Origin of the sequence: Streptomyces sp. NPDC005878 (genome assembly GCF_040629815.1) — a bacterium.
In the GTDB taxonomy this organism is placed as follows: Bacteria; Actinomycetota; Actinomycetes; order Streptomycetales; family Streptomycetaceae; genus Streptomyces.
The window spans coordinates 23116-45872 of record NZ_JBEXWK010000046.1 but is presented as its reverse complement, the minus strand read 5'-3'; the positions used below and the strand labels follow the sequence as shown (position 1 = coordinate 45872).

Here is a 22757-nt window from a genome sequence, read left to right as displayed (position 1 = left end):
GGAACTGCGCGAGCAACCCAGCTCAACCGTCAGCGGACCACCGGGCCCTGAGGGGGCGCGGGGAACTGCGCGAGCAACCCAGCTCAACCGTCAGCGGACCACCGGGCCCTGAGGGGGCGCGGGGAACTGCGCGAGCAACCCAGCTCAACCGTCAGCCGACCACCGGGCCCTGAAGGGGCGCGGGGAACTGCGCGAGCAAGCCAAGTCAACCCGCAGCGGACCACCGGGCCCTGAAGGGGCGCGGGGAACTGCGCGACCAGCCCCCGCCGGTCCGCAGGTCACCGCAAGGCGGGGGCGGGGCCGGGGGCCGCAGGCCCCGGACAAGCAGGGGGCCCGGGGGCGCAGCCCCCGGCAAACACCTCGGCCCCCGGACAAGTCACCTCGCCCCCGGGCAAGTCACCCCACCCCACCCCCGGAGGGTTTAGGGAACGGGCGGGGTGGGGGAAAGCGCCACCGCCACTATCGCCCGCACCTGCCCCACAATCACCCCCCGATTCCGCTCGAACCCCGCATCCGTCACCTCCCCCGACGACGGATCCTCGTTCCCCGCCCCGAACTCCAGCACCGGCGTGTGCACATGACCCCCCGGGACCGACAGCCCCAGCCGGTCCCGCAGCAGCGTCGCCCGGTACGCGATCTCGTTGGAGAGGTAGTCGCCCCCGCCCCCGGCCCGCGCCACGGACCCCGCCGACGGCCCGTCCTCCCGTACCACCGGCCCCGTACCGCCCGCCGGGATCTCCGTCACCGACGTGTGGTCGTACACCGGGAACGGGCCGGTGCGGGCCGCCACGATCGCCGCGTACGGCAGCGTCGTCCTCGTCCACTGCGGCCGGCTCGCCGGGTCGGGGACCGGCACGGGCTCCGTGCGCGAGACGTTCTCGTTGTCCGGGAACCCGCCCCGCCACGCCCCGTTGAAGCGCTCGACGTCGATCCGCCCGACCCGCCCCTGGCTCACCGTGGTGAACAGGTCCACCCGGGGCAGCACCGGCCGCAGCGTCCGCTCGACCGTGCCCGCCGCGAAGTCGTCCCAGCGGACGGGGAACATCGCCGTCTCGATCCGGGCGGGCCCGGCGGCCGTGCTGATCCAGGTGCCGTCCAGCGCAAGCGCCGTCGCCCCCGAGGGGTTGCCGATCCGGATGTCCCGGTCGAGCGTGAACGGGTCGAAGCCGGTGACCAGGATCCTCTTGTAGCCGGCGCCCGAGCCGAGGCGAATCGAGTCCTGGCCCCGAGAGCCCCGCTCCAGACGGTCGAGCAGCGCCGCCCGCCGCGCGGCGGACAGCCCGAACCCGGGCTCCCAGCCCCGCAGCTCGCGCGTCATCCCCAGCCGCGCCCAGTACAGCGGCCGGTCGTCGCCCCGGCTCAGGTCGCCGCCCGCCGGGCCGCGCCCCTGCGCCCGGTCCACCGCCCGCCGCCACAGCCCGGCGCCCTCCCGGGCGACCAGCCGCTCGGCCTCGCGGTAGGACCGTACGCCGTCGAGCTCCCGCGCGAACCGCGCGGCCACGTCGTCGAACCCGGAGCGCCGCAGTATCTCCTGCGGCACGGCCCGGTCCAGACGCTGTTCCTCCACCGTCGGCGGCGCCCCCGTCGCGGTCCGCGCCTGCGCCTGCGCCGGGACCGGCGCGAGCGCCGCGCCGACCGTCATCGAAGCGACCAGCAGGGCGAGCCGCGCCACCCGTACGCCCCGTCCACCCCGTACACGCCGTCCACGAACCACTGGGCATCCTTCCCTCAAGGCCTGGGCGGCCAGTATCGAGAAGGAACTCCCCGGTGAACAGGGGGTCCCGGAGTGACGGGAGGGATCCGGCCGTCAGGCCGGCGGGCGCGCCGCCGTCACATTGCGGTACGCGATCTCCGCCAGCCGCCCCTGCCCGTCCTTGCTGGGGTGGAACCAGTCCCAGTGGCTCAGCTGCTCGCCGGTGAAGCGGTAGTCGAAGACCGCGCCGCCGTCGTAGCGGCAGTAACGGTCCTTCGCGCACACGTCCTTCAGCGCCTTGTTGTACGCCACCACGCGCGCGTACACCGCGTCGCGCCGCTCGGCCGCCGCGGGCCCCAGATCGTCGGCGTCCCCCAGCATCGACTGGCAGATGCCGAGCTTCCAGATCTGCTTGCCCAGCGCGTTGCCCCGGCCCTGCGACCACAGGCGTTTGAGGTCCGGCACGCTCGACACGTACACCTGCGTCTTGGGCAGCCCGGCGCGCAGCTGGCGCAGCGACCGCTCGAAGCCCGACCGGAAGTCGGCCACCGAGGTCATGCCGTCGACCGAGTCCCGGCAGGCGTCGTTGCCGCCGACCATCACCGTGACCAGCTCGGGGCGGTGGGCCGCGGCCCGGGTCAGCTGGGCCGGGAGGTCGGACATCCGGGCGCCGGTACGGGCGTAGTTCCAGCTGCGGGCGGCGGCGGAGGCGGGACCGAGCAGCCGGGACGCCAGCGAGCGCACCCCCGCGTCGCTGCCGGTCGCCCAGGACGCCTCGGGGCAGTCGGCGAGGACCATGCAGGCGTCGAAGCCCCGGGTGATGGAGTCGCCCACGGCGGCGATCGACGCGGGGCGCGGGTTCCAGGGGGAGGAGGGTGTCGGCGAGGGCTTGCGGGCGGTTCCGGGGCGGTGCTCGACCGGCGCGCCCGAGCTCGTGCACCCTGCCGTGACGGCGAGCGCGAGCGCGGTGAGGGCGGCGGCGGGCGCGGTGCGGCCCCGCGCGGTGCGGCCCCGGCGTGTCGGCGGCGTCCCCTGGTCCATCCCCATGGTCCCCTCCCTCGGGTGCCCCTGGCGTCCTGGCGAGTGAAAGCTTCGTGTTTCCCGGGCCCAGGACCGACCGTACGACACCTTTCTGTCTGCTCCGCGCGGTAGCTTTGGCCCGTCCAGCCAGAGGTGCCACGCCAGACGGCTCCGGTAAATTACATCACGTCACATACTGTCCCCATTCAGGAGATTAACTCCCGATGCTGTTTACTGTTGAACCCCGGGGCAGAATGTCAGGTGCTGTCCTGACCGGGACCGGTAGGGGCGCGAGGCCGCTGGGGAAGGCGAACCTCGAACCGCACTGGAGGTCCCGGTGACGACACGTGGAGTTCTGTACATCCACTCCGCCCCCCGCGCGCTGTGCCCGCACGTCGAGTGGGCCGTGGCGGGGGTGCTCGGTGTGCGCGTCCAGCTCGACTGGATCCGCCAGCCCGCCTCGCCCGGCACCTGGAGGGCCGAGTTCTCCTGGCAGGGCGAGCCCGGCACGGCGTCCAAACTCGCGTCCGCCCTGCGCGGATGGCAGATGCTGCGGTTCGAGGTCACGGCGGAGCCGTGCGCCACGGCCGAGGGCGAGCGCTACAGCGCCACGCCCGACCTGGGAATCTTCCACGCCGTCACCGGCATCCACGGCGACATCCTGATCCCCGAGGACCGGCTGCGGGCGGCGCTGGCCCGCTCGCTGCGCGAGGAGACCGACCTGGAGGCCGAGATCGCCCGCCTCCTCGGCAAGCCCTGGGACGACGAGCTGGAGCCGTTCCGGTACGCGGGCGAGGGCGCGCCCGTGCGGTGGCTGCATCAGGTCGTCTGACCACCCGGGCCGACGCGCCCATGAGCAGCGGAAAGGGCCCCCACCGAGCGGTGGGGGCCCTTTCCGGTCGGCTACGGGCGCCGTGGACGCGCGGCTCAGACGGAGCGGAACGCCAGGACGACGTTGTGGCCGCCGAAGCCGAACGAGTTGTTGATCGCGGCGATCGACCCGGACGGCAGCGCGCGCGGCTCGCCCCGCACGATGTCGGCCTCGACCTCGGCGTCGAGCTCGTCGACGTTGATGGTCGGGGGCGCGACGCGGTGGTGCAGCGCCAGGACCGTCGCGACGGTCTCGATGCCGCCGGCGCCGCCGAGCAGATGCCCGGTCATGGACTTGGTCGCGGAGACCGCGATGTGGTCCATGTCGTCGCCGAGGACCTTGCGCAGCGCCTTGATCTCGGCGACGTCGCCCTGCGGAGTGGACGTCGCGTGCGCGTTGAGGTGGACGACCTCGGACGGCTTGAGGTCCGTGGAGTCCAGCAGGTTCTGCAGGGCCGCCGCGACACCCCGGCCGGTCGGCTCGGGCTGCGCGATGTGGTGGCTGTCGGCCGACAAACCCTGTCCGAGCACCTCGCAGTAGACCCGGGCGCCGCGCTTGGCGGCGTGCTCGGCCGACTCCAGGACGACGACACCGGCGCCCTCGCCGAGGACGAAGCCGTCACGGTCCTTGTCGTACGGGCGCGAGGCCTGCTCGGGGTTCTCGTTGTTCTTGGACATCGCCATCATGTTGGCGAACGCCGCCACGGGCAGCGGGTGGATGGCCGCCTCGGTGCCGCCGGCCACCACGACGTCGGCGCGGCCGGTGCGGATCATCTCCACGGCGTAGCCGATCGCCTCGGCGCCCGAGGCACAGGCGGAGACGGGGGTGTGGACGCCCGCGCGGGCGTTCACCTCCAGGCCGACGTTGGCCGAGGGGGAGTTCGGCATCAGCATCGGGACGGTGTGCGGGGAGACGCGGCGTACGCCCTTCTCCTTGAGCACGTCGTACTGGTCGAGCAGCGTGGTCACACCGCCGATACCGGAGGCGATGACCGTGCCGAGGCGCTCGGGGGCGATGGGCTGGTCGTCGCCGGCGGGGGCGGTGTAGCCCGCGTCGGCCCAGGCCTCCTTGGCCGCGATCAGCGCGAACTGCGCCGAGCGGTCCAGCTTGCGGGCGAGCGGGCGGGGCAGTACCTCGCCCGGGTCGACGGCGGCGGTCGCGGCGATGCGGACCGGGAGGTCGGCGAAGCGCTCGCCCTCCAGGGGCCGGACGCCGGAACGGCCCGCCAGCAGACCTTCCCAGGTCGAGGCGGAGTCGCCACCCAGCGGTGTGGTTGCGCCGATACCGGTGACGACCACGGTGCGATTGGTCGAGCTCACAGGAAATTTCTCCACGGTGTAAGGGGGGATCAGCGGCGCCACCGCCGGGTGGCGGCAGTCACGCGGAACTGAGTCCGGGACTGAGTCGGGGACTCAGGCCTGGTGCTTCAGGATGTAGTCCGCGGCGTCGCCGACGGTCTTGAGGTTCTTGACGTCGTCGTCCGGGATCTTGACCTCGAAGCGCTCTTCGGCGGCGACGACGACCTCGACCATGGACAGCGAGTCGACGTCCAGGTCGTCGGTGAAGGACTTGTCCAGCTGGACGTCCTCGGCGGGGATACCGGCGATCTCGTTGACGATCTCGGCGAGACCCTCGAGGATCTCTTCCTGGGTGGCGGCCATGTGGCGCTCCTTCGGTGTTTTTACGGGTATGCGGGCATCCGGAAGATCCGGTGTGCCTAGGGGAGGGTAACGACCGTCGCGGCGTAGACGAGACCCGCCCCGAAGCCGATGACGAGCGCGGTGTCCCCGCTCTTCGCCTGTCCGGTCGCCAGGAGCCGCTCCATAGCGAGCGGGATCGAGGCGGCCGAGGTGTTGCCGGTGGTCTCCACGTCACGGGCGACCGTGACGTGCTCCGGCAGTTTGAGAGTCTTCACCATCGAGTCGATGATCCGCATGTTGGCCTGGTGCGGAATGAAGACGTCCAGGTCGTCCGCGCTGATTCCGGCCGCGTCCAGCGCCTGCTGGGCGACCTTCGCCATCTCGAACACGGCCCAGCGGAACACCGCCTGGCCCTCCTGCGTGATCGCAGGGAACTTGCCCGCGGAGTCGTACTCGGTCCACGGCACGGTCTGCTTGATGGTCTCGGACTTGTCGCCCTCGGAGCCCCAGACGGTACGGGCGATGCCCGGCTCGTCCGCGGGGCCCACGACGACCGCGCCCGCGCCGTCACCGAACAGGAAGGCCGTCGCGCGGTCCTCCAGATCGGTCAGGTCGCTGAGCCGCTCGACGCCGATGACCAGCACGTACTCCGCGGAACCCTCGACGATCATGCCCTTGGCGAGGGTCAGGCCGTAGCCGAAGCCCGCGCAGCCCGCGGAGATGTCGAACGCGGCCGGCTTGACCGCGCCGATCTTGTCCGCGATCTCGGTGGCGACGGCCGGGGTCTGCTTGAAGTGCGAGACCGTGGAGACGATCACTCCGCCGATCTGCTCGGGGGTGAGACCGGCGTCCGCGATGGCCTTGCCCGCGGCCTCCACCGACATCGCCGTCACGGTCTCCTCGTCGGAGGCCCAGTGCCGGGTGGTGATGCCGGAGCGGGAGCGGATCCACTCGTCGGACGAGTCGATCTTCTCCAGGATGACCTCGTTGGGGACCACCCGGGTCGGCCGGTAGCCGCCGACGCCCATGATCCGGGCGAACGGCGCGCCCTTGCTGGGCTTGATCTTCGCCATGCTGCTGGGGCTCCTTATTCGGCACCCGCCGCGTCAGCGGCAGGCGTCCCGGTCTCGGCGATGAGCGCGCGGGCCGCGTCGAGGTCGTCCGGGGACTTCAGGGCGACGGTCCTCACGCCGGGCAGCGCGCGCTTGGCCAGGCCGGTCAGGGTGCCGCCGGGGCACACCTCGATCAGCGCGGTGGCACCGAGTTCCCGGAACCTCTCCATGCAGAGGTCCCAGCGGACGGGGTTCGAAACCTGGTTCACCAGGCGGCTGACGACCTCGGCGCCGGAGGCGACCGTGGCGCCGTCGGCGTTCGAGACGTACGGCATCCTCGGGTCGGAGACGTCGAGCGAGGCCGCGGCCTCGCGCAGCTCCTCGACCGCGGGAGCCATGTGGTGCGTGTGGAACGCGCCCGCGACCTTCAGCGCCACGACCCGGCGCACGCCCTCGGGCTTGTCCGCCTCCAGGGCGGCCAGCTGCTCCAGGGTGCCCGCGGCCACGACCTGGCCGGCGCCGTTCACGTTCGCCGGGGTGAGGCCGAGCTTCTCCAGGTGCGGGAAGACGATCTCGGGCTCACCGCCGAGCAGCGCGGACATACCGGTCGCGGTGATGGCCGCGGCGCGGGCCATGCCCAGGCCCCGGGTGCGCACGAAGCCGAGCGCGGCCTCCTCGGAGAGGACGCCCGCGTACGCGGCGGCGGTGATCTCGCCGACGCTGTGGCCCGCCACCGCGCCGGGGGTGATGTCACCCAGTGCCGCGGCGGACAGCAGACCGGCGGCGACCAGCAGGGGCTGGGCCACGGCGGTGTCGCGGATGGCGTCCGCGTCCGCCTGCGTGCCGTAGTGGACGAGGTCGAGCCCGATGGCGTCGGACCACGCGGCGAGCCGGTCGGCGGCGCCGGGGAGGTCGAGCCAGGGAGTCAGGAAGCCGGGCGTCTGAGCGCCTTGGCCGGGAGCGACGAGTACGAGCACTCTCACACTCTCTCTTGTGGACGGCCCTGCTCGCCCGTGGGGACAGGGACGAAGAACCGTCGGGGGAATTGTGGGTGTCCGACAAAAGTCTAGGACTGAGGATCTCCGTCGGCCAGACGCCCCAGGATCAGGGCGATCCGGAGCGTGAAGGCGGAACGCACATCGGAGGGGGACCAGCCGGTGACGTCCGTCACACGTCGTAGCCGGTAGCGCACGGTGTTGGGGTGGACGAAGAGCATCCGGGCCGCGCCTTCGAGACTGCTCGCCTGTTCCAGATAGACGCTCAGGGTCTCCAGGAGCGCCGAGCCCGCCTCCTCCAGCGGTCTGTAGATCTCCTCCACCAACTGCTCCCGCGCAGCCGGATCGGAGGCGATCGCGCGCTCCGGGAGGAGATCGTCCGCCAGAACGGGCCGGGGAGCGTCCTGCCAGGCCGTGCACGCCTTGAGGCCGGCGGCGGCCGCCTGGGCGGAGCGGGTGGCCGCCAGCAGGTCGGGGACGACCGGTCCGGCCACCACGGGACCGGCCGCGTACGGGCCGATCAGCGCCTTGGCGACCTGGAGCGGATTGTCGCTGCCGCCCGCGATCACGACCAGGCGGTCCCCCAGCACCCCGGTGAGGACCTGGAGCTTGGCGTGCCGGGCGGCCCGCCGGATGGCCTCCACGGTCAGTTCGCTGTCGCCGTCGGGGGCGGTGCCGAGCACCACGCACACGTGCTCGGGGGAGTTCCACCCGAGGGCGGCGGCCCGGGAGACGGCCCCCTCGTCGGCCTCGCCGGAGAGCACCGCGTTGACCACCAGCGACTCCAGACGGGCGTCCCAGGCACCGCGTGCCTCGGCGGCCTGGGCGTACACCTGGGCGGTGGCGAAGGCGATCTCGCGCGCGTAGACGAGCAGGGCCTCGCGCAGGATCGACTCGTCGCCGGGCGCCGCCACCTCCTCGATCGCGGTCTCCATGACCTCGATGGTGGTGCGCACCATCTCGACGGTCTGGCGCAGGGTGATCGCCCGGGTCAGCTCGCGCGGCGCGGTCCCGAAGACGTCCGTGGAGATCGCCTGCGGGGTCTCGGGGTGCCGGAACCACTCGGTGAAGGCCGCGATGCCGGCCTGCGCGACCAGACCGATCCAGGACCGGTTCTCCGGCGGCATCGCCCGGTACCACGGCAGCGTCGCGTCCATGCGGGCGATCGCGTTCGCGGCGAGCCGGCCGGAGGACTGCTCAAGGCGCTTGAGGGTCGCGGTGTGCGGATGGGCGGCGGTCGGCGGCTGCGGCGATTCGGGTTCGGGCACGGGGACAAGACTGCCTTATCAGGACGGGTGCGTGCCCTGCCGGGGGTTCGGGGGGCGTTCCGGGGGCGCCCGGCGGGGCTACCGTGGACCCCGTGATTTCCGTGAGGCGCGCCGACGGGCGCTACCGGGGCGGCGACGCGGCGGCCGGCATCGAGTCCCTGCACGCGTTCTCCTTCGGCCGTTTCTACGACCCGGACAACCTGCGCTTCGGCCCGGTCCTGGCCTGCAACGAGGAACGGCTCGCCCCGGGGGCGGGCTTCGGTGAACACCCGCACAGCCACACCGAGATCGTCACCTGGGTGGTGGAGGGCGAGCTCACCCACCGCGACTCCACGGGCCGCGCCACGGTCGTACGGCCGGGGGACGTCCAGCACCTCAGTTCGGCCGCCGGGGTGCGGCACGAGGAGCGCAACGACGGCACGGCCCCGCTGGTCTTCGTCCAGATGTGGCTCGCCCCCAGGGAGCCCGGCGGCACCCCGTCGTACGAGATCGTCCGGGGCATAGCCGACTCCACGCCGTACGCGGTCCTGGCGTCCGGGGCGCTGCTGCACGTCCGCCGCCTCGCGCCCGGCGAGCGCACGGCGGTGCCGGACGCGCCCGGGGTGTACGTCCACGTGGTACGGGGCGAGGTCGACCTGGGCCCCGAGCGACTGGGCCCCGGCGACGCGGTGCGCACCACGAACGAGCCGGCCCTGGAAGCGATCGCCCGCACCGGGGCGGAGCTGCTGTTCTGGGAGCTGAACGAGGTGTAGCGCGCTTTCCCTGCGGCTGAGCCGGGTACTCCGGCTGCGGCGGACAACCTGGGGGGCGCGGGGAACTGCGCGAGCAACCCACCACCGTCCCGCAGCCGAAGTCCGGCCCATAAGGGGCGCGGGGAACTGCGCGAGCAAGTCACCACCCACCCGCACCCGACCGACTACGCGAGTTCCCCCCGCACCGCGTCGGTGAACGCGGGCCACACCTCGGCCGCCCACGGCCCGAACGCCCGGTCCGTCAGGGCCACGCACGCGGCCGAGACGTCCGGATCGATCCACACGAACGTCCCCGCCTGCCCGAAGTGCCCGAAGGTCCGGGGCGAGGAGGAGGCCCCCGTCCAGTGGGGGGACTTCGCGGACCGGATCTCGAACCCCAGGCCCCAGTCGTTGGGGTTCTGGTGCCCGAACCCCGGCAGCACCCCCTTCGTCCCCGGGAACTGCACGGTCATCGCCTCGGCGACCGTCATCGGGTGCAGCAGCCGCGGCGCCTGCACCTCCGCCGCGAACCGCACCAGGTCGTCGACCGTGGAGACGCCGTCCTTGGCGGGCGAGCCGTCGAGCGAGGTCGACGTCATCCCCAGCGGTTCGAGCACGGCCTGGCGCAGATAGTCCGCGAAGGGGATGTCCGTCGCCTTGGCGATGTGGTCGCCCAGCACCTCGAACCCGGCGTTGGAGTAGAGCCGCCGCTCCCCGGGCGCCCCCATCACCCGGTGCTCGTCGAACGCGAGCCCCGAGGTGTGCGCCAGCAGATGCCGTACGGTCGAGCCCTCGGGCCCGGCGGGCTCGTCCAGCTCGACGGCGCCCTCCTCGTACGCGACCAGCGCGGCGTACGCGGCGAGCGGCTTGGTGACGGAGGCGAGCGGGAAGCGCTGCCCGGTGGGGCCGTGCGCGCCCGCGACGGTGCCGTCCGCCCGGACGACGGCGGCGGCCGCGTGCGGCACGGGCCAGTTCTCGATCAGCGCCAGGCTCTTCATACGTACGAGCCTAAACGGTCCCGTAAGGACCTCCGCGAACGGTCGCGCGGGGACCTCTGCCGCACAATCCCCTTGCTTGGAGTGCACTCCAACCTTCTAGGTTGGGGGTCATGACGGTGATCGAGAGCATCCCTGTGAAGCCGGCGGTCGTGGACCTGTGCAAGGCCCGCCCGACGCACCCGCGCCCCGAGGGCCAGGACCGCTACACGATCAGCGAGGTCGCGGCGCTGAGCGGGCTCACCGCGCACACCCTGCGCTGGTACGAGCGGATCGGCCTGATGCCGCACGTGGACCGTTCGCACACCGGGCAGCGGCGGTTCACCAACAAGGACCTCGACTGGCTGGTCTTCGTCGGCAAGCTGCGGCTGACCGGGATGCCGGTCGCGGACATGGTCCGCTACGCCGAGCTGGTCCGGGAGGGCGCGCACACCTTCGACGCCCGGCAGGAGCTCCTGGAGCAGACCCGGCGCGACGTCCTGACGCGCATGGCGGAGCTCCAGGACACCCTCGCCGTGCTCGACCACAAGATCAACTTCTACGCGGACGCCCGCCGGGTGTCGGAGACGGCCTGAACGGCGGCGGAGGGGGAGACACCCCGAGCGGGCGGACCGCGGCGAGGCGTCGCCGGACCGCTGCGAGGACCCGGGCGGACCGCGGTGAGGACCAGGGTGGACCGCTGCGAGGACCCGGGCGGACCGCGGCGAGGCGACGCCGGACCGCTGCGAGAGACGGCCCCGTCCTCACAGCTCCGCCAGCAACTCCGCCTTCTTCGCGCTGAATTCGTCGTCCGTCACCAGCCCGGCCCGGTGGAGTTCACCCAGGTGCCGGATTCTTTCGGCGATGTCGGCGGGGTCGCGCCGCCCCGCGGGCACGGTCGCCACCGGGACCGGGGCGCCGGCCCCCTCCCGGATCGCCTGGAGGACGGCCGCCGCGAACGGCAGCGACTCGTGGACCGGCCCGTACCCGAGGCCGAAGACGACCGCGGCCGGGTCCTGGTCGGCCTGGGGCGCGGCGGCCTCGGCGTCGCGACGCAGCAGGCGCAGATAGCCGTCGAAGACCTCCGGCGAGCGCCACTCGACCCCGCAGAGCGAGGCCAGCGGGAACGTCTGGTCGCCCGCCTTCCACTTCGCCGAGGAGGCACCCGTCCAGAACCAGCGGAACGACACCTGGCGGCCGTCGAAGGACGCCTTCCCGTCGTACGCCTTGAAGCTCTGCGGCAGCTCCGGCGCGGCCACCACGTACCGCTCGGACGGCTCCGCCGCGTCCGGGCCCAGCAGCGCGCGCAGCTCGTCCGCGTAGTACTCCGCGAGCGTCTCGCGCTCCGCCGGCAGCACCAGGCGGTACGGATCGCACCCGTCCTTCAGCTGTCCCGCCGCGGCCTCCATCAACGGATCGGCGCCGGGTCTCGGCACCGCGTGCAGCACCACCGTGCCGCGCTTTCCCGGGGTCAGCGTCACCGACTCCAACGCCTCGTGGGGGACGCGCCGTTCGCGCAGCGCCGTGAACAGCTTCGGCGTGCGGATCCCCCGTTCGAAGCGGATGAGTACGGAGTCGGACTCGAACTCCCAGGTGGCATGAATTCCGGCCAGCACATCACCCATGCGCCTCATCGTAGGCGGCGCGCGCCCGCGCGTCCCCCCTCGGCGTCGGCCGCAATGTCACACGTATGTATGCGGCGCCACCGATTTCTACGCGCGTCAGGCCGCGTCCGCGCCGGAAATACCGCGCTGGCAGGCCGCATTGCCTTTGAGACAGCTGACGGACTCGTACGAACCGACGCCGATGGCGGCGAAGTTGGCGAGGCTCTGGGTGCCGGGCACGAAATAACCCGCGTGGCCCACCGCGCCTGCCGCCGAGAGCACCCGCGCGCCGAACCCGGAGGAGACCGGGTCCGCGCCGTGGCCCAGGCCCGCGACGTCCAGGTGCGGCACGTCCTCGATCCAGTCGTCGCGGTCCCGCGTCGCCCAGACCCGGGCGGAGGTGCCCAGGTGGGAGGCGCTCTGGGTGCGCATGCCGGGGCTGCCCGCGACCGCGATGTCGACGACGCGGGGCGGCAGCCGGTGCGCGGCGACGCCGCACAGCACCGAGCCGTAGCTGTGGCAGAACAGGGAGACCGGCGCGTTGCCGGGCAGGGCGCGGACCAGGTGGTCGAGCCGGACCGCCCCCTCCTCGGCCAGCCGGCCGATCGCGGAGTCGATGCCGAGCCCGGCCGGGGTGGTGTAGTCGGCCCAGGCGATCACGGCGGTGCGGGTGCGCGGGCCCGCCGCGCGCTCCGCCGCGTACAGCGACTGCGCCATGCCCACCGGGGCGGAGTACTGGCGCGAGGTCCTCTCGAACGTCATGACGTTGGTGTCGACGCCCGGGATGACCACCGAGACGCGCTCGGCGTGTTCGAGGTCGCCGAAGACCTCGGCGACCCGGCCGCTGTCCCACGGGTCGAAGGCGAGGATCTGGCGGTCGCCCGCGATCAGCGACTCGTACCGGTGCATCCGGCGGGCCGCGCCGCGGCGGCCGTCGACGGTGAGCCGGGCGTCGTGCATCCGGGCCCGCTCGGTGTCGCGCGCCTCGGCCAGGGCCAGCCGGTTCGCCTCGTAGCGCAGCGGGACCGGGGCGCCGTTGAGGTTGCCGACGACCAGCGGGTAGCGCCGGGCCAGGTCGGTGCGCTCGGGGGCGCTCAGGGAGGCGAAGAAGCGGGCGAGCCGGCGCGGTGAGGTGTCCGGGGCCGGGAGCTTCTGGCCGTCGAGCGTGCCCCGCGCCCAGGCGGCGAGGGCGACGGCACGCGGCTCCGTCGACCCCTGGTGGCCGCGGACCGCGGTCCAGCCCGAGGTCGCGAGCATCATGAACACGACGCCGAGCGCGAGCAGCGCGCGCCAGACGTTGAGGGTGGGGGAGGAGTCGAAGGAAGTCACTGCGGTACAGAGTATGAGGCGCGGGAGGCGCCCTGGGGTGACAGTGACTCAGATCACGTTTGAGCAGGTCGTGGAGGGTGAGCCGGTGTCACCTACCGCGCGCGCGGGCGCACGCTCCGTGCGGCGCGCGCCCGCGGTGATCAAGTACGCCGGGAATGCGCCCGCCACTCGGCCGCATCCCCTTTCCCCTCGGCTGAACGCCCTTTCCTCCTGGTCAGGCGCGCCCATCGCCTCACGGGTGCCGGGACCGGACGGCCGGGCCGGGTTCCGGGCGGCCGCCGCGACGCGCCCCCGCCCGTGCTTCCGCGCCGCCTCCCCGCACCCGCCCGCGACTCTCGTCACACCGGGGTGCCCCGCCCCCGAGGAGGCGGTCGGCGCGGCACGCCGGCCGCGGTTCGTCTCCGTGTCGTCACCCCCGCGGCGCCCTTCACCGGTCCGGGTGAATCCGGGCCGTACGGAAACCCGGGGCCGCCGGGGTGCGTTCTGTGATCAAGGAGGCCGCGACAACCGGGGCCGACGACACGGGGGTTGACCGATGACACGTACGACCACGGCTGCCGCGGCTGCGGCCGTCCTCGCCACCACGGCGTTCCTGCTGCCCGCTCCGGCGCACGCGGTCCCGCCGCGGCTCGGTGCTTGCGCGCCCGGCGAGCTGTGCCTGTGGAAGCAGCCGGACTTCCGGGGCGGCCGCCAGATGTACGACCTGCGGACCGTCGAGATCGAGAGCTGCACGGCGTTACCGGCCGGCGTGGACGCGGTCTCCCTCGCCAACCGGACGGGCCGCCCGGTGACGGTGTACCAGTCGGGGGAGTGCGCGGAGACGGCCGAGTTCGCCACCTATCCCGGCGGGGGCTCCTGGGTGCCGCAGAATCCGTACCGGGTGCGGGCCTTCAAGGTCTGGGAGAGCTGAGCCGCCATGGGAGCCCTGGCCCCGCCGGGCGCCCCGGCCCACCCCGCCGCCTCGGCCCCGCCGGGCACTCTGGCCCCGCCGGGCGCCCCGGCTCACCCGGCCGCCTCGGCCCCGCCGGGCACTCTGGCCCCGCCGGGCGCCCCGGCTCACCTCGGCGTCTCAGCTCAGGGGCGCGCCCCGGGTGCGCTGTCCGCAGGCGCACTCCGCCGCGCCCGTCAGCGCCGACACCTGCCCGCGCAGCGACCGCACCTCCTGGGTGAGCGTCTCCAGGAGGGCGGTCTGGCGCCGCTCCTCCGCGTCGTCGCGCTCGAAGCGGGAGATGAACCAGGCCGCGATGTTCGCCGTCACCACACCGAGCAGGGCGATGCCGGAGAGCATCAGCCCCACGGCGATGAGCCGCCCGAGCCCGGTGGTGGGCGCGTGGTCGCCGTAGCCGACGGTGGTCATCGTGGTGAACGACCACCACACCGCGTCACCCAGCGTCTTGATGTTCCCGTGCGGCGCGTCCCGCTCCACCTCCAGGACGGCCAGCGAGCCGAACATCAGCAGCCCGACCACCGCCCCGCCGACATAGACGGTCAGCTGTATCTGCGGGGCCATCCGCGCCCGCCGTCCCACCAGGGCGAGCGTGGAGACGACCCGGAGCAGCCGCAGCGGCTGGATCATCGGCAGGACCACCGCGAGCAGGTCCAGCCAGTGCGTGCGGACGAACAGCAGCCTGCGGCCCGACAGGGCGAGCCGCACCAGGTAGTCGCAGGCGAAGGCGCCCCACACCACCCACTCCACGGCGGCACACGCCCGGTGCACCCCGTCCCCCGCCCCGGGATGGACCACGGGCACGGTGTAGGCGAGGGCGAAGGCGACGGCCAGTGCGAGCAGCGGCCACTGGGTCCACCGCTCCCATCGGGTCTGCGCGGAGAGGTGCTTCATGGGTGCATGGTAAAAGCGTCCCCGCGCCCCTCAGGAGCGCGGGGAACGGCGCGACGCGCCCGGCCGGGCGCGCGGCGCGACGGTCACGCCGTCCCGCCGCGCACCCGGACCGCGCGCATCGCGCGGGGGTTACGCGTCGCCGCCCGCCGCGCCCGGGTCGGCGGCCGTGACGTCGAGCAGCTGGTAGCGGTCGACGGCCTGCTTCAGCACCGAGCGGTCCACCTTGCCGTCCCGGGCGAGCTCGGTGAGCACCGCCAGGACGATCGACTGGGCGTCGATGTGGAAGTGGCGCCGCGCCGCGCCCCGGGTGTCGGCGAAGCCGAACCCATCGGCGCCCAGCGAGGTGTACCGGCCGGGCACCCAGCGCGAGATCTGGTCCGGCACGGCCCGCATCCAGTCCGAGACCGCGACGAACGGACCCTCGGCGTCGGCGAGCTTGCGCGTGACGTACGGGACGCGCTGCTCCTCCTCCGGGTGGAGCAGGTTGTGCTCCTCGGCCTCCACGGCGTCGCGCCGCAGCTCGTTCCAGGAGGTCGCGGACCAGACGTCGGCCCGTACGTTCCACTCCTCGGCGAGGATGCGCTGCGCCTCGACGGCCCACGGGACGGCCACGCCGGACGCCATGATCTGCGCCGGGATGGTGCCCGAGGTGCCCGGGGCGTAGCGGTGGATGCCCTTGAGGATGCCCTCCACATCGACGTCCGCCGGCTCGGCCGGGTGCTGGATCGGCTCGTTGTAGACGGTGAGGTAGTAGAAGACGTCCTCGCCCGGCTTGCCGTCGGCGGTCTCGCCGTACATCCGGCGCAGACCGTCCTGGACGATGTGCGCGATCTCGTAGCCGAACGCCGGGTCGTAGGCGACACAGCCCGGGTTGGTCGAGGCCAGCAGATGCGAGTGGCCGTCGGCGTGCTGGAGGCCCTCACCGGTCAGCGTGGTGCGGCCGGCGGTCGCGCCCAGGACGAACCCGCGCGAGAGCTGGTCCGCCATCTGCCAGAACTGGTCACCGGTGCGCTGGAAACCGAACATCGAGTAGAAGACGTAGACCGGGATCAGCGGCTCGCCGTGCGTGGCGTACGCCGAGCCCGCCGCGATCAGCGAGGCCGTGCAGCCCGCCTCGGAGATGCCGTCGTGCAGCATCTGCCCGGTCGGGGACTCCTTGTAGGCGAGCAGCAGATCGCGGTCGACCGCCTCGTACTGCTGGCCGAGCGGGTTGTAGATCTTCGCGCTCGGGAAGAAGGCGTCCATGCCGAACGTGCGGTACTCGTCCGGCGCGATCAGCACGAACCGCCTGCCGATCTCCTTGTCCCGCATGAGGTCCTTCAGGATGCGGACGAAGGCCATGGTGGTGGCGATCGACTGCGTTCCCGAACCCTTCTTCGCGGCCGCGTACGTCTTGTCCTCCGGCAGCGCCAGCGGCTTCGCACGCACCACACGGGTCGGCACATAGCCGCCGAGACCCTTGCGGCGGTCGTGCATGTACTGGATCTCTTCGGAGTTGCGGCCCGGGTGGTAGTACGGCGGGGCGCCGGCCTCCAGCTGGGCGTCCGTGATCGGGATGTGCAGCCGGTCGCGGAAGCGCTTGAGGTCCTCGACGGTCAGCTTCTTCATCTGGTGGGTCGCGTTGCGGCCCTCGAAGTTCGGGCCGAGCGTCCAGCCCTTGACCGTCTGCGCGAGGATCACGGTCGGCTGGCCCTTGTGCGCCTTGGCCGCCGCGTACGCCGCGTACACCTTCTTGTGGTCGTGACCGCCGCGGCCCAGGTGCTGGATCTGCTGGTCGGTCATGTTCTCGACCATGGCCCGCAGCCGGTGGTCGTCGCCGAAGAAGTGCTCGCGGATGTACGCGCCGGTCTCCGTGGCGTACGTCTGGAACTGGCCGTCCGGCGTGGTGTTCAGCTTGTTGACCAGGATGCCGTCGCGGTCCTGGGCGAGCAGCGGGTCCCAGGAGCGGTCCCACACCAGCTTGATCACGTTCCAGCCGGCGCCGCGGAACTGCGACTCCAGCTCCTGGATGACCTTGCCGTTGCCGCGCACCGGGCCGTCGAGGCGCTGGAGGTTGCAGTTGACGACGAAGGTCAGGTTGTCCAGGCCCTCACGGGCGGCGATGGAGAGCTGGCCGAGCGACTCCGGCTCGTCCATCTCGCCGTCGCCGAGGTAGGCCCACACATGCGAGTCGGAGGTGTCGGCGATGCCGCGCGCCTCCATGTAGCGGTTCATCCGGGCCTGGTAGATCGCGCCGAGCGGACCGAGGCCCATCGAGACGGTCGGGAACTCCCAGAAGTCCGGCATCAGCCGCGGGTGCGGATAGGAGGACAGTCCGTACGGCGCCTTGGACTTCTCCTGGCGGAACGCGTCGAGCTGCTGCTCCGAGAGGCGGTCCAGGAGGTAGGCGCGGGCGTAGATACCGGGGGAGGCGTGCCCCTGGAAGAAGATCTGGTCGCCGCCCTTGCCGTCGTCCTTGCCCCGGAAGAAGTGGTTGAAGCCCACGTCGTAGAGGGAGGCGGAGGAGGCGAAGGTGGCGATGTGGCCGCCGACCCCGATGCCGGGGCGCTGGGCACGCGAGACCATCACCGCGGCGTTCCACCGGGTGGCGTTGAGGACCTTGCGCTCGATCTCCTCGTTGCCGGGGAAGAACGGCTCGTCCTTGGTGGCGATCGTGTTGACGTAGTCCGTGCTGCGCATCTCCGGCACGGCCACGCGCTTCTCGCGGGCGCGTTCGATGAGGCGGAGCATCAGATAGCGGGCGCGCTCACGGCCCCGCTCGTCTACCGCCGCGTCCAGGGAGGCGAGCCATTCCTCGGTCTCCTCCGGATCGAAGTCCGGGACCTGGCTGGGAAGGCCGCCAATGATGATCGGGTTGCGATCGGATCCGGAAGCCACGCTGTTCCTTCGCTGTCGGGGGGCGTGCGGGGGTGGTGCGCCGCATCCCATCGTGGACCGCGAGGACGGAAACGTCATCTCTACCGAGGGGTAACGGGATGTGCGGCAGCCCAAATCGCAACCTTACGCCCAGGGCGTGTGTGTGTTCCCCAAAGGGCGCGTCACCCCGATTGGCGTACGCACGGAGCAGAAGCGTGCAAACTATCTGCAAGGGTGTGGGATGAATCACCACCGGGCCCGGGTTCGCCCCTGACCCGGGGCCGACTGCACCCCAAAGGGCGGGTTCGGGGGTCTGGTACTTGCGCGATTCGTCCCGCCCGTGTGGACTACGCCCAAGCCTCGCGCGTGCGTGGGGCCGCATTACTTACCTAATCAAGATCAGGAGGCAAGCCGTGAGCGCGACCGCGGACCACGCGGAGGAGCGGACCAACCCGGCTGCAAGGCTGGGGTTCGAGCCCGGACAGGTGGTCCAGGAGATCGGCTACGACGAAGACGTCGACCAGGATCTCCGTGAAGGCATCGAGTCCATCATTGGCCAGGATCTCGTGGATGAGGACTACGACGACGTCGCCGACGCCGTGCTGCTGTGGTTCCGCGACGAGGACGGTGACCTTACGGACGCCCTGGTCGATTCCATCGGCCTCCTGGAGGACGGCGGCGTCATCTGGCTGCTGGCCCCCAAGACCGGCCGGGACGGATACATCGAGCCCAGCGACATGAGCGACGCCGCGCAGACCGCCGGTCTCTCGCAGACCAAGAGCATCAGTGTCGGAAAGGACTGGACGGGCAGCCGTCTCGTCGCGCCCAAGCGCTGATCCTCCGCTCTTCCAGGGCCCCCGCCGGCGCACGCCGGCGGGGGCCCTTGCGTAGGGTGGGGCCCACCAGGACGGTCCACGGCGGCCCGCCGCGCGGGCCCACAGAAGGGATGGCGTTTCCATGGCGATCGAGGTCGGCACCAAGGCCCCGGACTTCGAGCTGAAGGACAACCACGGCCGGGCCGTGAAGCTCTCGGACTTCCGCGGCGAGAAGAACGTGGTGCTCCTCTTCTACCCGTTCGCCTTCACCGGCGTCTGCACGGGCGAGCTGTGCGCGCTGCGGGACAACCTGCCGCAGTTCACCGACCGCGACACCCAGCTGCTCGCCGTCTCCAACGACTCGATCCACACCCTGCGCGTCTTCGCCGAGCAGGAGGGCCTGGAGTACCCGCTCCTGTCGGACTTCTGGCCGCACGGCGAGGTCTCGCGCGCGTACGGCGTCTTCGACGAGGAGAAGGGCTGCGCGGTGCGCGGCACCTTCGTCATCGACAAGGAGGGCGTGGTCCGCTGGACCGTCGAGAACGGCCTGCCGGACGCCCGGGACCTGAACGACTACGTCAAGGCGCTCGACACCCTGTGATCCATCGGTTCGAATCGCCTGTTGAGGCGGGAACCGGTCACTAGGATCCACACGTTGATCCGATGCCAACGCACGACGGGGACGCTGACCTAAGCCGGCCCCTCACACCATTGGGAGGACTCGTGGGAGTCAGCCTCAGCAAGGGCGGCAACGTCTCGCTGACCAAGGCCGCCCCCAACCTGACCGCGGTCATCGTCGGTCTGGGCTGGGACGCTCGTACCACCACCGGGGGTGACTTCGACCTGGACGCCAGCGCACTGCTGACCAACGACCAGGGCAAGGTCGCCAACGACTCGAACTTCGTCTTCTTCAACAACCTCAAGAGCCCCGACGGCTCCGTGGAGCACACCGGTGACAACCTCACCGGTGAGGGCGAGGGCGACGACGAGGTCATTAAGGTGAACCTGGCCGGTGTCCCGGCCGATGTTCACAAGATCGTCTTCCCGGTCTCGATCTACGAGGCGGAGAGCCGCCAGCAGTCGTTCGGCCAGGTCCGCAACGCGTACATCCGCGTGGTGAACCAGGCCGACAACACCGAGCTCGCCCGGTACGACCTGAGCGAGGACGCCTCGACGGAGACCGCCATGGTCTTCGGCGAGCTGTACCGCAACGGCGCGGAGTGGAAGTTCCGCGCCATCGGCCAGGGGTACGCGTCGGGTCTGCGCGGCATCGCGCAGGACTTCGGCGTCAACGTCTGAGCCGTCGCTCTCCCTCGTCCGGCGCCGCACACCCGTGCGGCGCCGGACGCGCTCAACCCTTCGTTCGCCATTCAGGGGAGGACACACGATCATGGGCGTCACGCTCGCCAAGGGGGGCAATGTCTCCCTCTCCAAGGCCGCACCGAACCTCACCCGGGTGCTGGTCGGTCTCGGCTGGGACGCGCGGTCCACCACCGGAGCCGACTTCGACCTCGACGCCAGCGCGCTGCTGTGCCAGTCGGGCCGCGTCCTCGGCGACGAGTGGTTCGTCTTCTACAACAACCTCACGAGCCCCGACGGCTCGGTCGAACACACCGGTGACAACCTCACTGGTGAGGGTGAGGGCGACGACGAGTCGATCATCGTCGACCTGTCCCAGGTGCCGGCCCACTGCGACAAGATCGTCTTCCCGGTCTCGATCCATGAGGCGGACAACAGGGGCCAGACGTTCGGCCAGGTCAGCAATGCCTTCATCCGGGTGGTCAACCAGGCGGACGGCCAGGAGCTCGCGCGGTACGACCTGAGCGAGGACGCCTCCACCGAGACCGCGATGATCTTCGGCGAGCTCTACCGCTACAGCGGCGAATGGAAGTTCCGCGCGGTCGGTCAGGGGTACGCGTCCGGACTGCGGGGGATCGCTCTAGACTTCGGGGTCAACGTTTCGTAAAGCCGCGCCCAAGTCGGGTGCGGCGCGGGGGGAGACCCTCCCCCAGACACCGTCTGGGGGGACCCCGCCTAGCTAGATGGGGAAGTCAGTGATTCTGAAAACCTTCGGCTGGTCATTCGTGATCACTGCGGTCGGTCTTGCCCTGGCAGTGCTCTACGACGGCTGGACCGCCTTCGGGATCGTGGCGATCCTGTCCATCCTGGAGATCTCGCTGTCGTTCGACAACGCGGTGGTCAACGCCGGAATCCTGAAGAAGATGAACGCCTTCTGGCAGAAGATCTTCCTCACGGTCGGCGTGCTCATCGCCGTCTTCGGCATGCGGCTGGTCTTCCCCGTCGTCATCGTCGCCATCAGCGCCAAGATCGGCCCCATCGAGGCCGTCAACCTCGCGCTGAACGAGAAGGAGCACTACAAGGAGCTGGTGACCGACGCGCACGCGTCGATCGCCGCCTTCGGTGGCATGTTCCTGCTCATGATCTTCCTGGACTTCATCTTCGAGGACCGGGACATCCAGTGGCTGCGCTGGATCGAGCGGCCGTTGGCCAAGCTCGGCAAGGTCGACATGCTCTCGGTCGCCATCGCGCTCGCCGTCCTGCTCGTCTCCTCGATGACCTTCGCGACCCACGCCCACCTGCACGGCGGGGCGCACGCGGACAAGGGCGAGACGGTCCTCATCTCCGGCATCGCCGGCCTGATCACCTACATGATCGTCGGCGGTCTCTCCGGCTACTTCGAGGACAAGCTGGAGGAAGAGGAGGAAGCCGAGCAGGAGGCCGAGGAAGAGGCCAGGAAGAGCGGCAAGGGCGCCGGCGCGGCGGTCCTGCTGGCCGGCAAGGCCGCGTTCTTCATGTTCCTCTACCTGGAGGTCCTGGACGCCTCGTTCTCCTTCGACGGTGTCATCGGCGCGTTCGCCATCACCAACGACATCGTCCTGATGGCGCTGGGTCTCGGCATCGGCGCGATGTACGTGCGGTCCCTCACCGTCTACCTGGTCCGCCAGGGCACCCTCGACGACTACGTCTACCTGGAGCACGGCGCGCACTACGCCATCGGCGCCCTCGCCGTGATCCTCCTGGTCACCATCCAGTACGAGATCAACGAGGTCATCACCGGTCTCGTCGGCGTCGTCCTGATCGCCTGGTCCTTCTGGTCCTCGGTCCGCCGCAACAAGCGGATCGCCGCCGGGGGCGGCGGGGACTTCAGTGAGAAGGCGGAAGTCTCCAGCGGGGTCTGAATCCATGGTGTGACCAGCCGACGATTGCGGAACGCTCTGAGCGGGGCGGCCGGAGGTCCGTGCCTCCTGGCCGCCCCGTCGTGTGCGGGGTGCGGGGCCGTCGACGTGGTTCGTATAGGGGTGGGGAAGACATGGCCTTCTGGGACAGCCTGCGCGGCAGGCCGTCGGCGCAGTTCGACACGGGCAGCGCCGCGAGCAACGCCATCGAGCTGACCAAACGGCACCCGGTGATCTCGCTCGGCAAGCAGGGCGCCAACACCGGGTCGCTGCGCGTCAACCTGTCGTGGCGGATGCGCACCTCCGACTTCGGCGGCCGCTCGCGCCCCAGCGTGCTGCGGCATCCGTTCAAGCTCTTCAAGCCCGACCTGGTCCAGGCGCACACCCAGGGCGTCGTCAACGTCGACCTCGACCTCGGCTGCCTCTACGAGCTCGCGGACGGCAGCAAGGGCGTGGTGCAGCCGCTCGGCAGCTTCCTCGGCGCCACCAACGCGGCGCCGTACGTCCAGCTCAGCGGCGACGACCGGTTCGGCTCGCCGTCCGGCGAGACGATCTACGTCAACCTCGACCACCGCGAGTCGATCAAGCGCCTGCTGGTCTTCGTCTACATCTACGACCAGACGCCCGCCTTCGACCGTACGCACGCCAAGGTCACGCTCTACCCGAGCAACGGCCCGCGCATAGAGATCGACCTGGACGAGCACGCCCCGCAGGCCCGGTCCTGCGCGGTCGTCACCATCGAGAACGTCAAGGGAGACATGGTCGTGCGACGCGAGGTGAAGTTCGTGTACGGCTTCCAGGCCGAGCTGGACCGGCTCTACGGATGGGGGCTCCAGTGGGGGCGCGGCTACAAGACGAAGGCCTGAGAGTGC

22 protein-coding genes are annotated in these 22757 nt (G+C 71.4%); 10 read left to right on the top strand and 12 right to left on the bottom strand.

Annotated elements, in window-relative coordinates:
• Positions 1–421 precede the first annotated feature (421 nt).
• Together ABZ404_RS37980 and ABZ404_RS37975 are read right to left on the bottom strand one after the other, a co-directional pair.
• Complete coding sequence (locus tag ABZ404_RS37980; RefSeq protein ID WP_358991616.1) at positions 422–1642, bottom strand: pyroglutamyl peptidase; 1221 nt, start codon at positions 1640–1642, stop codon at positions 422–424.
• Positions 1643–1807: 165 nt separating this feature from the next.
• Positions 1808–2734 carry an SGNH/GDSL hydrolase family protein gene (locus ABZ404_RS37975; RefSeq protein ID WP_358835755.1) on the bottom strand — a complete coding sequence of 309 codons (927 nt, stop codon included), beginning with the start codon at positions 2732–2734 and terminating at the stop codon, positions 1808–1810.
• 316 nt (positions 2735–3050) lie between these two features.
• On the opposite strand from ABZ404_RS37975, the gene ABZ404_RS37970 reads away from it, so the two are divergent.
• Positions 3051–3545, top strand: coding sequence for a DUF3145 domain-containing protein (locus tag ABZ404_RS37970; protein WP_358835754.1), 495 nt, complete (start codon positions 3051–3053; stop codon positions 3543–3545).
• A 95-nt stretch (positions 3546–3640) separates the two neighbouring features.
• Here the strand turns inward: ABZ404_RS37970 and fabF are convergent, their stop codons facing one another.
• From fabF to ABZ404_RS37945, 5 genes are all read right to left on the bottom strand, one after another.
• Positions 3641–4903, bottom strand: a complete 1263-nt coding sequence (gene fabF, locus ABZ404_RS37965; protein ID WP_358835753.1) for a beta-ketoacyl-ACP synthase II — start codon at positions 4901–4903, stop codon at positions 3641–3643.
• 93 nt (positions 4904–4996) lie between these two features.
• The gene (locus tag ABZ404_RS37960) at positions 4997–5245 is read right to left on the bottom strand and encodes an acyl carrier protein (RefSeq protein WP_358835752.1); all 249 of its coding nucleotides are present in this window, start codon (positions 5243–5245) and stop codon (positions 4997–4999) included.
• Positions 5246–5301: 56 nt separating this feature from the next.
• Entirely contained in the window at positions 5302–6297 is a 996-nt protein-coding gene (locus ABZ404_RS37955) for a ketoacyl-ACP synthase III (RefSeq protein ID WP_358835751.1), read from the bottom strand.
• A gap of 14 nt (positions 6298–6311) precedes the next feature.
• Positions 6312–7253 (bottom strand): ACP S-malonyltransferase, encoded by a 942-nt coding sequence (locus tag ABZ404_RS37950; RefSeq protein WP_358835750.1) that lies wholly within the window; start codon positions 7251–7253, stop codon positions 6312–6314.
• 89 nt (positions 7254–7342) lie between these two features.
• Complete coding sequence (locus ABZ404_RS37945; protein ID WP_358835749.1) at positions 7343–8539, bottom strand: helix-turn-helix domain-containing protein; 1197 nt, start codon at positions 8537–8539, stop codon at positions 7343–7345.
• A 92-nt stretch (positions 8540–8631) separates the two neighbouring features.
• Here ABZ404_RS37945 and ABZ404_RS37940 point away from each other — a divergent pair, with 92 nt between their 5' ends.
• Positions 8632–9291, top strand: coding sequence for a pirin family protein (locus ABZ404_RS37940; RefSeq protein WP_358835748.1), 660 nt, complete (start codon positions 8632–8634; stop codon positions 9289–9291).
• Between the two features lie 164 nt (positions 9292–9455).
• Here ABZ404_RS37940 and ABZ404_RS37935 read toward each other — a convergent pair whose 3' ends face one another.
• The gene (locus tag ABZ404_RS37935; protein WP_358835747.1) at positions 9456–10268 is read right to left on the bottom strand and encodes a serine hydrolase domain-containing protein; all 813 of its coding nucleotides are present in this window, start codon (positions 10266–10268) and stop codon (positions 9456–9458) included.
• Positions 10269–10378: 110 nt separating this feature from the next.
• Here ABZ404_RS37935 and ABZ404_RS37930 point away from each other — a divergent pair, with 110 nt between their 5' ends.
• Complete coding sequence (locus ABZ404_RS37930) at positions 10379–10840, top strand: MerR family transcriptional regulator (RefSeq protein ID WP_358835746.1); 462 nt, start codon at positions 10379–10381, stop codon at positions 10838–10840.
• Between the two features lie 168 nt (positions 10841–11008).
• On the opposite strand, the gene ABZ404_RS37925 is transcribed toward ABZ404_RS37930, so the two are convergent.
• Together ABZ404_RS37925 and ABZ404_RS37920 are read right to left on the bottom strand one after the other, a co-directional pair.
• Entirely contained in the window at positions 11009–11869 is an 861-nt protein-coding gene (locus ABZ404_RS37925) for a DUF4429 domain-containing protein (protein WP_358835745.1), read from the bottom strand.
• Between the two features lie 96 nt (positions 11870–11965).
• A complete protein-coding gene (locus ABZ404_RS37920) occupies positions 11966–13177 on the bottom strand; it encodes an alpha/beta hydrolase (RefSeq protein WP_358835744.1) in 1212 nt (403 codons plus the stop codon).
• A gap of 535 nt (positions 13178–13712) precedes the next feature.
• Here ABZ404_RS37920 and ABZ404_RS37915 point away from each other — a divergent pair.
• Positions 13713–14087: a peptidase inhibitor family I36 protein gene (locus ABZ404_RS37915; RefSeq protein WP_358835743.1), complete on the top strand. Its 375-nt coding sequence runs from the start codon at positions 13713–13715 to the stop codon at positions 14085–14087.
• Between the two features lie 159 nt (positions 14088–14246).
• Here the strand turns inward: ABZ404_RS37915 and ABZ404_RS37910 are convergent, their stop codons facing one another.
• Both ABZ404_RS37910 and aceE read right to left on the bottom strand, forming a co-directional pair.
• Positions 14247–15017, bottom strand: coding sequence for a potassium channel family protein (locus ABZ404_RS37910; RefSeq protein WP_358835742.1), 771 nt, complete (start codon positions 15015–15017; stop codon positions 14247–14249).
• A 129-nt stretch (positions 15018–15146) separates the two neighbouring features.
• Positions 15147–17894, bottom strand: a complete 2748-nt coding sequence (gene aceE / locus ABZ404_RS37905) for a pyruvate dehydrogenase (acetyl-transferring), homodimeric type (protein WP_358837366.1) — start codon at positions 17892–17894, stop codon at positions 15147–15149.
• Between the two features lie 392 nt (positions 17895–18286).
• On the opposite strand from aceE, the gene ABZ404_RS37900 reads away from it, so the two are divergent.
• The 6 genes from ABZ404_RS37900 (at position 18287) to ABZ404_RS37875 (ending at position 22751) form a co-directional block, all read left to right on the top strand.
• On the top strand, positions 18287–18709 hold the full coding sequence (locus ABZ404_RS37900) for a DUF3052 domain-containing protein (protein ID WP_358837365.1): 423 nt from the start codon (positions 18287–18289) through the stop codon (positions 18707–18709).
• 121 nt (positions 18710–18830) lie between these two features.
• Positions 18831–19289 (top strand): peroxiredoxin, encoded by a 459-nt coding sequence (locus tag ABZ404_RS37895; protein WP_358837364.1) that lies wholly within the window; start codon positions 18831–18833, stop codon positions 19287–19289.
• Between the two features lie 122 nt (positions 19290–19411).
• Positions 19412–19987 (top strand): TerD family protein, encoded by a 576-nt coding sequence (locus ABZ404_RS37890; protein ID WP_101392355.1) that lies wholly within the window; start codon positions 19412–19414, stop codon positions 19985–19987.
• Between the two features lie 91 nt (positions 19988–20078).
• Positions 20079–20654, top strand: a complete 576-nt coding sequence (locus ABZ404_RS37885) for a TerD family protein (protein WP_358835648.1) — start codon at positions 20079–20081, stop codon at positions 20652–20654.
• An 88-nt stretch (positions 20655–20742) separates the two neighbouring features.
• A complete protein-coding gene (locus ABZ404_RS37880; protein WP_358835649.1) occupies positions 20743–21888 on the top strand; it encodes a DUF475 domain-containing protein in 1146 nt (381 codons plus the stop codon).
• A gap of 131 nt (positions 21889–22019) precedes the next feature.
• Positions 22020–22751 carry a Tellurium resistance gene (locus tag ABZ404_RS37875; protein ID WP_358835650.1) on the top strand — a complete coding sequence of 244 codons (732 nt, stop codon included), beginning with the start codon at positions 22020–22022 and terminating at the stop codon, positions 22749–22751.
• The last annotated feature ends 6 nt before the right edge of the window (positions 22752–22757 follow it).

What these genes read in the sequence shown, in the direction of transcription:
- ABZ404_RS37935 (WP_358835747.1), bottom strand. Translation starts at nt 10,268, where the DNA reads ATGAAGAGCCTGGCGCTGATCGAGAACTGGCCCGTGCCGCACGCGGCC.
- ABZ404_RS37925 (WP_358835745.1), bottom strand. Translation starts at nt 11,869, where the DNA reads ATGGGTGATGTGCTGGCCGGAATTCATGCCACCTGGGAGTTCGAGTCC.
- ABZ404_RS37875 (WP_358835650.1), top strand. Translation starts at nt 22,020, where the DNA reads ATGGCCTTCTGGGACAGCCTGCGCGGCAGGCCGTCGGCGCAGTTCGAC.
- ABZ404_RS37955 (WP_358835751.1), bottom strand. Translation starts at nt 6,297, where the DNA reads ATGGCGAAGATCAAGCCCAGCAAGGGCGCGCCGTTCGCCCGGATCATG.
- ABZ404_RS37895 (WP_358837364.1), top strand. Translation starts at nt 18,831, where the DNA reads ATGGCGATCGAGGTCGGCACCAAGGCCCCGGACTTCGAGCTGAAGGAC.
- ABZ404_RS37915 (WP_358835743.1), top strand. Translation starts at nt 13,713, where the DNA reads ATGACACGTACGACCACGGCTGCCGCGGCTGCGGCCGTCCTCGCCACC.
- ABZ404_RS37975 (WP_358835755.1), bottom strand. Translation starts at nt 2,734, where the DNA reads ATGGACCAGGGGACGCCGCCGACACGCCGGGGCCGCACCGCGCGGGGC.
- ABZ404_RS37930 (WP_358835746.1), top strand. Translation starts at nt 10,379, where the DNA reads ATGACGGTGATCGAGAGCATCCCTGTGAAGCCGGCGGTCGTGGACCTG.
- ABZ404_RS37980 (WP_358991616.1), bottom strand. Translation starts at nt 1,642, where the DNA reads ATGACGGTCGGCGCGGCGCTCGCGCCGGTCCCGGCGCAGGCGCAGGCG.
- ABZ404_RS37960 (WP_358835752.1), bottom strand. Translation starts at nt 5,245, where the DNA reads ATGGCCGCCACCCAGGAAGAGATCCTCGAGGGTCTCGCCGAGATCGTC.
- ABZ404_RS37910 (WP_358835742.1), bottom strand. Translation starts at nt 15,017, where the DNA reads ATGAAGCACCTCTCCGCGCAGACCCGATGGGAGCGGTGGACCCAGTGG.
- ABZ404_RS37885 (WP_358835648.1), top strand. Translation starts at nt 20,079, where the DNA reads ATGGGCGTCACGCTCGCCAAGGGGGGCAATGTCTCCCTCTCCAAGGCC.